The organism is Flavobacterium sp. EDS (assembly GCF_020991525.1).
Lineage (GTDB): Bacteria > Bacteroidota > Bacteroidia > Flavobacteriales > Flavobacteriaceae > Flavobacterium.
On sequence record NZ_JAJMOZ010000001.1, the window covers coordinates 319,980 to 332,426 of the forward strand.

At 30.2% G+C, this 12,447-nt stretch carries 6 protein-coding genes; 5 read left to right on the forward strand and 1 reads right to left on the reverse strand.

All coding sequences use genetic code 11. The annotated features are described in order from the left end of the window. The first annotated feature begins 100 nt into the window (after positions 1–100). Complete coding sequence (locus LPB87_RS01415) at positions 101–847, forward strand: hypothetical protein (RefSeq protein ID WP_230604551.1); 747 nt, start codon at positions 101–103, stop codon at positions 845–847. 63 nt (positions 848–910) lie between these two features. On the opposite strand, the gene LPB87_RS01420 is transcribed toward LPB87_RS01415, so the two are convergent. Further along, a complete protein-coding gene (locus LPB87_RS01420; RefSeq protein WP_129537406.1) occupies positions 911–2,656 on the reverse strand; it encodes an ABC transporter ATP-binding protein in 1,746 nt (581 codons plus the stop codon). Positions 2,657–2,872: 216 nt separating this feature from the next. Between LPB87_RS01420 and LPB87_RS01425 the strand changes: the two genes are divergently transcribed. The 4 genes from LPB87_RS01425 (at position 2,873) to LPB87_RS01440 (ending at position 12,339) form a co-directional block, all read left to right on the forward strand. Beyond that, positions 2,873–3,706, forward strand: a complete 834-nt coding sequence (locus LPB87_RS01425) for a hypothetical protein (RefSeq protein ID WP_230604552.1) — start codon at positions 2,873–2,875, stop codon at positions 3,704–3,706. A 95-nt stretch (positions 3,707–3,801) separates the two neighbouring features. Next, entirely contained in the window at positions 3,802–4,758 is a 957-nt protein-coding gene (locus LPB87_RS01430; protein WP_230604554.1) for a GSCFA domain-containing protein, read from the forward strand. 188 nt (positions 4,759–4,946) lie between these two features. Next, positions 4,947–10,034, forward strand: a complete 5,088-nt coding sequence (locus LPB87_RS01435) for a translocation/assembly module TamB (RefSeq protein WP_230604561.1) — start codon at positions 4,947–4,949, stop codon at positions 10,032–10,034. A gap of 4 nt (positions 10,035–10,038) precedes the next feature. After that, positions 10,039–12,339, forward strand: coding sequence for a BamA/TamA family outer membrane protein (locus tag LPB87_RS01440; protein WP_230604564.1), 2,301 nt, complete (start codon positions 10,039–10,041; stop codon positions 12,337–12,339). The last annotated feature ends 108 nt before the right edge of the window (positions 12,340–12,447 follow it).

Consider the following 12,447-nt stretch of genomic DNA (forward strand, 5'->3'; position numbering starts at 1 on the left):
TTGAGTTTTTTTGTTGTGTTTAAGTATGTTTTTGTTAGGTTATTTGTTAATTTTTGATTTACATTTGTTGCTTATTGTTAATATATAACCTATTAAAAAAATGAAAAAAAATCTACTTTGCCTCTTTAGTGCTTTATTAGTACTGGTTTCTTGTTCAAGTGATGTGACTAGAGAAGATGAAATTATTGATGACATACCTACACCTGTTGGTCAGATTCTGTTAACAAAAATGATTGAAAAAAATGCAAAAGGAATAACTCGAACAATCATTAATACTTATGCAGGGAATAAAATAGTTAGTCAAGTATATAATAATACCAAAGAAGGTATCTACTACACATATACAGGAGATTTAATTACTAAAATGGAGTTTAAACTTGCAGATGGAACTGTAGAGCAAATAAACACGTATAAGTATGATGGAAATAAAAAACTAATTGAATTTTTTAGGACACAACCTGGACAAGAAGATTGGGATACTAAAGATATTTTTGTTTATAATGCGGACGGCACAGTATCAGTATATGATGAAGATGGATTTAAGAATTCGACTATTACTTTTTTAAATGGAGAAGTAAGTGAAGTTGTTAGTGAAAATTCACCAAATTTTAAGTATACGTATGATACTAAAAATAATCCGTTTAAAAATGTTTTAGGGATGGATAAAATTGCTTTTATAGATGGTGAAGGTAACGGAGTTTTGCATAATATTATTTCTGAAACATCAAGTTTTGGTGATGAAACTACCACTACTACTTCAAAAATAACATATAATGCGGATGGTTATCCAGTAAAATCTTTTGATAATTTTGAAGATGCAGGAACTACTACAGAGTACTTTTATTAGCTAATTTACAAAAGATAAAAAAGCCCAATATCTTCTTTAATAGATATTGGGCTTTTTTATTGATTATTTACGTTCACCAATTTGTTGACGCCACATGGCATAATACAATCCTTTTTCGAGTACTAAATCATCGTGTTTACCTTGTTCGATAATTTTACCTTGTTCTAATACAAATATTTTGTCAGCATGCATTACAGTTGATAATCGATGTGCAATTAAAACTGTAATTCTGTTTTTGTCCGATATATTTCGGATTGTAGTATTAATTTCTTCTTCGGTAATAGAGTCTAATGCTGAAGTTGCTTCGTCAAAAATTAACAAATTAGGATTTCTTAAAATGGCGCGTGCAATAGATAAACGCTGTTTCTCTCCACCTGAAACTTTAATTCCTCCTTCACCAATTGTCGTGTTTAAACCATCTTCGGCACGCTGTAAGAGCTTTTCACAACTGGCTCTTTTCAGAGCATCATGTAAATCTTCATCTGTAGCGGATGGTTTAACAAACAATAAATTTTCACGAATTGTTCCTGAAAATAATTGTGCATCTTGGGTTACAAATCCCAGTTGTTTTCTTAAATCTAATAAATCAATTTCGGTTGAATCGATATCATTATAAAGAACTTTACCTTGAGCAGGTGTATATAATCCAACCAATAGTTTTACTAAAGTGGTTTTTCCAGAGCCAGATGGACCAACAAAAGCTACTGTCTCTCCTTGTTTAATATCAAAATTAATATTCTCTACAGCTTTGAATTTAGCGGTTTTATGTTGAAAGCTTACATTCGAAAAAAGCAACGAGCGAATGGCTCCAACGTGTTTTGGGTTTTTTGGACGAAATTCTTTTGGAGCGCTTAATAAGGTTTTAAAATTTTCCATAGAAACTTTGGTTTCATTAAGAGCAATTATAAAGTTTCCTAATTCTTGTAAAGGTCCAAAAATGAAAAAAGTAAAGAATACCATAGTTAGTAAATCACCCACAATTATTTTTTGTCCAAACAAGAAATAGTACAGTGTAAAAACGACACAAGTTCTTAAAAAGTGAACAGTTGTACCTTGAATAAAACTTAAACTTCTGATGAAACGGATTTTTTGCAATTCCAATTGCAGGATTTTGAAGGTGTTTAAATTCAAACGTTTTTCTTCCTGATACGTTAATCCAAGACTTTTTACAAGTTCGATATTTCTAAGACTTTCGGTAGTAGAACCAGCCAAAGCATTGGTTTGATTTACAATTTTTCGAGAAACAATTTTTATCTTTTTACCTAAATAAGAACTTACTAAGGCGATAATTGGAGCTGTAATTAAGAATATTATAGAAATGCGATAATCAATTCGGGCAACATAAATGATTACAAATATGAATCCGATAACAGTTTGAAAAATTAGAGAAATAGAAAGTGTAATTAATTTTTCAGAATCAGAGCGTACTTTGGTCAGTTTACTTAAAGTTTCGCCACTACGCTGGTCTTCGAATTCAGCAAAAGGTAAATCGAGTGATTTTTTAATACCATCAGTATACATTTGAGCACCAGTTCGCTGAATAACAACATTGGTGAAATAATCCTGAAAGTTTTTGGTAATTCTTGAAATCATTGCTGCACCAAGTGAAAGACCAAGCCAAAATGCTACAGATTTAATAAAACCAATCTCATTTCCCTTGTATTTAGCTAATCCAACACCGCAATCTTGCATTAATTTCCCCGTAATTACAGAATCGGATAAGCTGAAGCAGATGTTTATAGTTGCCATAACCAAGGCTAGAAACAACAGCATTTTATGTTTGATTATATAGGAATATAGTAATTTCATATATGAATATTAATTTAAAAGAGATGCAAAAGTAATGAATTGATTGGCTTTGTACTGTTGTTTTAAGGTATTAAAATTGTGATTTTTAGTTTAATTGCTGATTTGGCATATGTTAAAACATCTCTTAATTCATGATAGAAAAAAGACCTTTAATAGTTTGTGTTAGGTTTTTTAAAAAGATACTTTTGAGCAAATTATAAACCTACAAATTTATTTATGAAAAATTTTTTATGCCTATTTAGTGCTTTGACTTTAGTTTTAGCGTCTTGTTCAAATGATAAAGATGATAATTCTGTTAATGATTCTGTTGGAGATGTTAGTGTAATTCTTCCTAAAATATTGAAATATAAGGATATGGAAGATCCATCTGAAAATGCTACATATATATCTACATATAATGGGAATAAAATTTTGAGTGTCAAAGATGAGGCAGGAAGAACAGATTATACGTATGATGGTAATTTTATTGTAAAAGAAATTAATTATGATACTGAGAGCATACCTGGTAAAGATGTAATAAGCGATGTGACAGTTTATTCTTATTTAAATGGTAAACTAGTAGAATCATCATATACGGAGGCTTACTCGACAGATTTCCCTAATGGACAATACAAAAGGAGAACAGTACTTAGTCACAATATTGATGGTACAGTAAAAAGAGAGGTTTATAAGACAGATTATGCTACTGGAATAGAAGAAAAAAGTAATTATGTTGAAGTCCTTACTTATACAAATGGGAATTTAGTTAAAAGCGTAGAAACAAATAGCGAAACAAACAGTGTTTTTACAGCTACATATGAATACGATAATAAAAACAATCCTTTAAAAAATATTTTAGGATTTAGTTTGTTAATAGATCATAGTGAAGGAGAAGGATCTATGAGTTCTGTTAATAATACTGTAAAATATACGGCTTCGTATAGTACTGATGTTGAGGCTAGGGTTTATAAAAGAGAGTTGGTTTATGATGAGAAGGGATACCCAACAAAAATTACATCTTATAAAAAAGATGGTACAACTGAGAATAGAATAGATGAATACACATATTAATTATATTTTTTTAAATTATTTAAAAAGCCAAATACTTCTGTGTTTGGTTTTTTTGTTTGTATAAAATGGTTGAAATTTGTTTAAAACTTTAAATCATGCAATTCAGAACTCAGATACCTATTTCACAAAGTAATAATCCGATTGATTATAATTCTAAAGTATTGTCATTAGGTTCTTGTTTTGCTGTAAATATGGCAGAGAAACTAGATTATTTTAAGTTCAATAATAGTTGCAATCCATTAGGAATTTTATTTCATCCTTTGGCAATTGAAAAATTAATAAGTTTTGCGGTTTTGCAGAAGACATTTACAGAAAAGGATGTGTTCTTTCATAATGAACGTTGGCACTCGTTTGATGTACATTCCGATTTAAGTAATGCTAATAAAGAAGATTTGATTTATCATCTCAATCAGATTACTAAAAAGACACATCAAGAATTAACTGAAGCGACTCATGTTATTATAACTTATGGAACTTCGTGGGTGTATCGTGCAAAAGAGAGTAACGCAGTAGTTGCTAATTGTCATAAAGTACCACAAAAACAATTTACTAAAGAACTGTTACCGGTTGAGATAATCAAAGAAAGCATTAAGAATACAATTGACTTAATCGCTTCGATAAATCCAGAAGTGAAAATCATTTTTACTGTATCTCCAGTTCGTCATATAAAAGATGGTTTTGTTGAAAATCAATGGAGTAAATCAAATTTAATTTCTTCACTGCACCCTATTTTAAATAGAGAAGAATATAAGATGCAAACAGAATACTTTGCTTCTTATGAAATCATGATGGATGAACTTCGCGATTATCGATTTTACGCTGAAGATATGTTACATCCCAATCAAATTGCTATCGATTATATTTGGGAAAGATTTAGTGAGAACTACATTTCTAAAGAAGGGATTACTGTAATGAGAGAGATCTACGAAATACAAAAGGGACTTTCCCATCGAAGTTTTAATCCAGACTCAGAACAGCATCGTGCTTTTTTATCAAAATTGCATAAGAGAATAAAAAGTATAGAAGAAAATTGGTCATATATAAAATTTTAAACGCGTTCTTTGTTTAAATATTAAGCAAGAATATACTTATAATGGTGTTTAATTCTAGAATAAGTTTAAATAATTGTGTAAAGTATTGAAGTATATTTTTTACAATTTTGTAAATTGTATATAGTTAGCTAAATTAGTGACTACGTATCTATAATATAAACCAGTTTTATTAGCCCTATTTTCTTTATATGAATAAGAAACGAATTTCTTTTCTAAAAAAAATACTTCGTGTGCTGCTTTGGTGTGTCATAACATTAGTGACATTATTGTTATTGATTATAATTTTAATTCAAGTTCCAGCAGTACAAAATTTTGCCAAAGATAAAGCAATCACCTTTTTGCAAAAAAAGATAAAAACTAAGGTTTCTCTAGATAGAATTTCTATTGATTTCCCTAAAGATATTGTATTAGAAGGGTTTTATTTTGAAGACCAAAAGAAAGATACGCTACTTAGCGGGAAACGTTTAGAAGTTGATATTGATTTGTTTAAATTAATAGACAGTGAGGTAGAGATCAACTCTATTTCTCTTGAAAATACTACTGCTAATATTTCGAGAAACAAAGAAGGAGTTTTTAATTTTGATTATATAATTGCTGCATTTGCTTCCAAAGAGCCAGAGCCAGTAGATCCTAATAGTAAGCCATTTAAAATATCGGTTGTAAAAATTAATTTGAATAAAATCAATCTGAATTTTAAAGATGATTTCTCTAAAAATGATATTCGTGTTAAACTGACTGATTTTCAAACAGAATTTAAAAAATTCGATTTGGATAAAATGGATTTCGATATTCCGAATATTGATTTAAACGGATTGAAATTAGTCTTAAATCAGGATTTGGTTGAAAAAATAGCTGAAGTTTCGGTAAATACAGTAGATACAATTTCTAAAAGATCAGATTTTAATTTGAAATTAAATAAAATCAAACTGTCTAAAATTGATATTTCCTATGATAATAAAGATTCTAAACTTGCTTCAGGAGTAACACTTGATAAATTACAATTGTTGGTCAATACATTAGATTTAAATAATCAAATGCTAGATTTTGATGCTTTTGAGTTAAAAAATCTAAAAGGGAATTTACAATTAGGAGTAAGAGAAAAACAGATTAAAACTCCAGATTTAGATTCTACCGCAATTCCTCAAGCAGGATGGAAGTTAAAATTGAAATCTGCTGATATACAAAATGTTGCTTTTAAATATGATGATATGCAATCGAAACCTAATAAAAAAGGAATTGATTATGGACATATTGATTTGGATAATTTTAATTTAAAAGCCGAAAAACTATATTATGCAAATGATACGATTTCGGGAAGTATAAAATCATTCGCAGTAAACGAAAAAAGCGGACTTAAAATTCAGGAATTTAAAACTGATTTTTTCTACGGGCCTAAAAATGCATATTTAAATAATCTATATTTAAAAACGCCACAGACTTTATTACAAAAAGAGATAAAAGTAGGTTATCCATCAATTGCATCGATTACTAAGAATATTGATAATCTTACATTGGATGCTAATTTAAATCAGGCGAAAATAGGATTTAAAGACATATTACTTTTTGTTCCAGATTTACAAAATACCAATCCGTTTAAGAGTAATCCTAATGCGATTTTATCTGTAAACGCACGAGTGAATGGGAAAGTAAAAGATTTAGTAATTCCGCAGTTTGAAATGGCTGGAATTGGATCTACAAAAGTTTCTATTTCGGGAAAAATTACTGGAATGCCAGATGCGCAGAAAGCCTATTATGATTTAGATATTAAAAATTTTGTGAGTTCATCAAAAGATGTGATTTCGTTTGTGCCAACAGGAACAATTCCTAAAAATATTCAGTTGCCGTCACAATTTAATTTAAAAGGAAAATTTAAAGGATCAGTTAATAATTTCAAAACCAATTTGGCATTAAATAGCAGTTTCGGAAATGCCAAAGTGGATGCTTTATTTGATCAGCGAATTAAGAAGTCAGAGAGATATGACGCAACAATTTCATTTACAGAATTTGATTTAGGTAAATTAATAAAAAATGATTCATTAGGAAAAATTACGCTTAAAGCAAAAGTAAAAGGGAAGGGACTGGATCCCCAAACGGCACAGGCTCATTTAGATGGGATTGTACAAAAAGCAGTATTTAATAAATATACATACAAAGATTTAACTTTAAACGGAGAGATTGCCAAAGGAGCATTTGCAGTTAAGTCAGGAATAAAAGATCCGAATTTGAATTTTGGTTTAGTTGCCAATGGGAGATTTGATGATAAATATCCAGCAGTAAAATTAAAATTAAACTTAGATATTGCAGATCTTGAAAAGCTAAATCTTCATGCAGGCCCGATGAAACTTCGAGGAAACATTGATGCAGATATAATCAATAGTAATCCTGATTTTTTAAACGGAAAGGTTTTCTTATCAAATATTCAGGTTTTAAAAGGGGCACAACCAATCGTATTGGATTCTATTAAAATTTTGGCTTATGCCGATAAAGAAAGAAATAATATTAAGATACAGTCGCAATTTCTTAAAGCCGAAGTTGATGGAAAGTATAAGTTAACGACATTATCGGTAGCATTAAAAAAATCACTGTCAAAATATATGGATCTCCAGGTTCCTAAAACAAAAGGGGATTCAGATGAACAACAAGTAGCGTTTAGTTTATCGGTAGATAGTGATCCATTGTTATTTCAGCTTATTCCAAAACTTAAAGGTTTAGAGCCTATCAAAATTACTGGAAAGTATAATAACGTGGTAGATTCTTTGGAAGTAAAAGGAACTATTCCGAAAATTATTTATGATACAAATACAATTTCTGATGGTAAAATAAATATAGAAGCAAAGGACAGAGCATTAGAATATCAGGTTTCTGTAGCTCCTGTAGAGAGTGGAGATTTTAAAATACCATTTGTTGGCTTGTCAGGTAAAATTGAAAACAATATTTTAGAGTATGCATTGCAAATAAAAGATAAAGAAGACAAGGAACAATATTTTATTAAAGGAGAATTACTTCACGAAAATGCAAAAAGTACTATAAAATTTGATTCAGATAATTTTGTTTTGAATTATGATAAATGGAATTTGAATTCAGAAAACTGTATTGAATTTGGAGATAAAAGACTTTATATAGATAAGTTCTTTTTAGATAATTCAGGAAATGAACTAAAAATTCAATCTCAAAACGAAGGGAAGAATGCACCATTACAAATAGATTTTGTCAATTTTAAAATTGAGACCATTTTAAATATGGTTACCAAAGACAAATTGTTAGCTCAAGGATTGATAAATGGATCGGCTTTGGTTGAAAATGTTATGACAAAACCAACTTTTACATCTGATTTAAAAATAGACGATTTTAGTTTTAAAGGAGAGCCAGTTGGGGATATAGGTATAAAAGTAGATTACAAAACCAATAATTTATTAACAGCTAATATTACATTAAGTGAGCAAGGAAATGATGTAAATCTTACAGGAAATTATAAAATTGATGATAGTACTTTTGATTTTGATGTAGCTATAAATCATTTAAATATTAAGAGTATTCAGGGCTTTAGTATGGGTAATCTTAAAGATGGTTCAGGTTACTTATCAGGTAATTTTAAAATTACAGGTAATGCTGATGCTCCAAAAGTAAATGGGGAACTGGATTTTAATGATACAGCTTTTAAAGTGACAAAATTTGATTCTAATTTTAAAATAACTAATGAAAAAATAAAATTAGAGGATGGTGCAATAATTTTCGATAACTTCTCTGTTTATGATGAAAATAAGAATGAGTTATTTGTTAATGGAAAAATCAATTCTAATGATTTTAAAAATTATGATTTTGGATTAACAATAAAAGCAGACAATTTTAGAGCTATTAATTCTACCGAAGCAGATAACGATTTGTTTTATGGAGATTTATTTCTAGATGCTAATTTGAATATAAAAGGAACGCTTGATAATCCAGTTGTAGGTGGAAACATAAAAATTAATGAGGATACAAAATTTACAATTGTTATGCCTCAATCAGATCCATCTATTGCCGATAGAGAAGGAATAGTAGAGTTTGTGAACGAAGATAATTTACTGTTGAAACAAACTGTTGCAATGGAAAATAAACTTAATCAATCTCAATTAATTGGTATGGATGTGAGTGTTGCTATTTCTATAGACAAAAAGGCAGAGCTTACTTTGGTTATAGATAAAGGAAATGGAGATTATCTGAGATTATTGGGTGAAGCAGATCTTATTGGAGGAATTGATCCTTCGGGAAAAACCACTCTTACGGGAAAATATGAGTTTAGTGAAGGGGCATATGAGATGAGTTTTAATATGATAAAACGAAAATTTGATATTCAAAAAGGAAGTTATATTATATGGAATGGAGAGCCTACAATGGCAAATCTAAATTTAACTGCAATATATAAAGTAAATACTGCTCCGATAGATTTATTAGGCAATCAGTTAGGAAGTAAGTCGCAAGCAATTAAAAATACATACAAACAAAAAATTCCGTTTCAAGCTTTATTAAAGATGAATGGGGAGCTTATGAAGCCTGAGATTTCTTTTGATATTGTTCTTCCTGATGGTAACTATGATGTTTCATCAGATATTATAACTACTTCTCAAGCAAAATTACAGCAATTACGACAAGATCCAGCTGAATTAAATAAGCAGGTTTTTGCACTTTTACTCTTAAACCGATTTGTTGGTGAAAATCCTTTTGCAAGCGAAAGTGGTGGTACAAGTGCTGAATCTATGGCGAGACAAAGTGTGAGTAAAATACTTTCGGATCAATTAAATAATCTTGCAGGCGAATTGATAAGTGGAGTCGAACTGGAATTTGATTTAGAATCTACAGATGATTATACTTCGGGATCTAAACAAAACAGAACAGATTTAAATGTTGGAGTTTCTAAAAAGCTATTAGACGATAGATTAAAAGTAACCATTGGAAGTAGTTTTGCATTAGAAGGACAGGAAAGAGAGAATGAGCAGGATGCAAATATAGCAGGAGATGTTTCTATAGATTACCAACTTACAAAAGACGGACGATATATGCTTAGAGCATATAGAAAAAATCAATATCAAGTAGCAGTAGAAGGTCAGGTTATTGAAACTGGAGTTGCATTTATTATTACGATGAATTACAATAAGTTTAGAGAATTGTTTCATCGTAGCAAAGAAGAAAAAGAACTAATTAGAAAAGAAAAATTACGCAAAGAGAAAGAAAGTCAAAAAGAGAAGGAAGAGAAAAAGAAAGAAGAATTAGATAATGAACAAGAGCAAAAAACGTAGCAATATGGGAACTAAATATTTAAAATATTTTATAATACTCTCTTTGTTTTTTGCATTTGGATGTAGTAATACCAAGTATTTGCCCAAAGGAGATTTATTGTACACAGGCGCTTCGGTAAAAGTAGAAGACTCTATTCTTAAAAAGAAAGAAAAAACAGCACTTCAAAATGAACTGCAAAGTTTGTTGCGCCCTTTGCCTAATAAACAATTTTTAGGATTGCGTATTAAATTATGGATATACAATATAGCTGGCGAACCAAAGAAAAAGAAAGGAACAAGGTATTGGTTAAGGAATAAAGTTGGAGAAGCTCCAGTACTTTACAGCAAAGTCGATTTAGATTATAATTCGGCAGTGCTAAGAAATTATGCTGAAAACAAAGGTTTTTTTAAAGTAAGCGTCAGTGCAGATTCTACTGCAAAAAATAAAAGAGCAACGGCAGAATATACTGTTATACCTAGAAAGCAATATAAAATAAAGAGTGTTAGCTTTCCGGATGATTCTTCGGCTGTAGCCAAAACAATAGCTAAAACAACTCGTAGATCATTGCTAAAAGTAGGTAAGCCTTATGACTTGGACGTTATAAAATCAGAGAGAGAGCGTATCGATTCGCGATTGAAAGAAAAGGGATTTTATTATTTCAATTCAGATTATATCTTGGCGCAAGTTGATAGTACAAAAGGAGATCACGAGGTAAGTATAAAATTAAAAATAAAAGACGAAACGCCAGCCAAAGCCAAAGTGCCTTACACAATAAATGATATAGTTGTATATCCTAATTTTTCTATTTTAAAGGATAGTACAGCTGTAGCATATAAAAAAGAGGATATCGTAAAGTATAAAGATTTCACGATTATAGATTCCACAAATACATTTAGACCCAGAGTATTTGATAGAGCTTTGTATTTTAAGAAAGGAGATTTTTATAATCGATCCGATCACAATCTTTCTCTGAATCGTTTTGTGAATTTAGGAACGTTTAATTTTGTAAAAAATGAGTTTAAAGAATCTGATAGTATAAAAAATGCTTTAGATGCCTATTACTACCTAACCTTATTGCCAAAGAAATTTATTAGAGTTGAGGTATTAGGAAAAACCAATTCGGCTAGTTATTCAGGTACAGAGATTAATGCAAACTGGAATAACAGAAACTTACTTAGAGGGGCTGAATTATTTACATTATCAGTATTTGGAGGAGCAGATTTTCAGATTTCGGGACAAAATAAAGGGAATAATATATATAAAATAGGAGGGGAAGCAAGTTTAACCTGGCCAAGATTAATTACGCCGTTTAATTTTCAAGGTTCTAGTGAGTTTGTTCCAAGAACAAAAGCGAGTTTAAGTTATGAATATCAAAACCGAATTAATCTATATGCTTTAAATTCTTTTAGAGGATCCTTTGGTTATTCATGGAAAGAAAATGTTCGAAAAGAACATCAATTGGATATCATAGAGGTTAATTATGTAAGTCCAAATCATGTAACACCTTATTATTTAGAACAGGTAGAGAAAGATCAATCATTATCTAAAGTACTGGAAAAACAATTGATTTTTGGGCCTACGTATTCGTATACTTACACCAATACGATGCAAAAGAGAAAAAAGAATACATTCTATTTTAATGGCGAGCTTGATTTAGCTGGTAATATAACAGGTTTGGCAACAAAAGCCAATATCAAGAAGGATAATACCATAAAAATATTTGATGTTCCTTTTAGTCAATATGTAAAACTAAAAACTGATTTTAGACATTATTTGAAGCTAGGAAAAGAAAGCCAATTAGCAAGCCGACTTATTCTTGGAGTAGGCTTGCCGTATGGTAATTCTTCTTCTTTGCCTTCGATAAAGCAATTTGTTGTAGGAGGAACTAATAGTATTCGTGCTTTTAGAGCCCGATCAATTGGTCCGGGTAGTTTTAAGAGTCAAGATACAATAAGCAACTTTTTGCCAGATCAGTCAGGAGACTTAAAACTAGAATTTAATACAGAGTACAGAGCTAAACTATTTAGTATAGTACGAGGAGCAATATTTCTAGATGCTGGAAATGTTTGGCTACTCAATAATGACATAAATAAAGCTGGAGCAAAAATCAGTAAAAACTTCATGAAAGAAATTGCTGTTGGTGCTGGAGCAGGATTACGTTTCGACTTATCATTTTTAATATTAAGAACCGATATTGCATTTCCGTTAAGAATACCATATTTACCTGAAGGACAACGATGGGTAATAGATGATATTAATTTTGGAAGCGGTTCTTGGAGAAAAGATAATCTGATACTTAATATCGCAATTGGATATCCTTTTTAGGAGTAGCCAATACAAAACTAGCGTATGTAGAGATGTGCTTTTGCTGTACTAAGGCTAAAATAGCATCGTACTATTAACATCTATACCTTTAAGTAATTGGACGTTTGT

Excerpts from the sequence above, each read along its gene's own strand:
- LPB87_RS01425 (WP_230604552.1), top strand. The coding sequence starts at position 2,873 with ATGAAAAATTTTTTATGCCTATTTAGTGCTTTGACTTTAGTTTTAGCG.
- LPB87_RS01430 (WP_230604554.1), top strand. The coding sequence starts at position 3,802 with ATGCAATTCAGAACTCAGATACCTATTTCACAAAGTAATAATCCGATT.
- LPB87_RS01440 (WP_230604564.1), top strand. The coding sequence starts at position 10,039 with ATGGGAACTAAATATTTAAAATATTTTATAATACTCTCTTTGTTTTTT.
- LPB87_RS01415 (WP_230604551.1), top strand. The coding sequence starts at position 101 with ATGAAAAAAAATCTACTTTGCCTCTTTAGTGCTTTATTAGTACTGGTT.
- LPB87_RS01435 (WP_230604561.1), top strand. The coding sequence starts at position 4,947 with ATGAATAAGAAACGAATTTCTTTTCTAAAAAAAATACTTCGTGTGCTG.
- LPB87_RS01420 (WP_129537406.1), bottom strand. The coding sequence starts at position 2,656 with ATGAAATTACTATATTCCTATATAATCAAACATAAAATGCTGTTGTTT.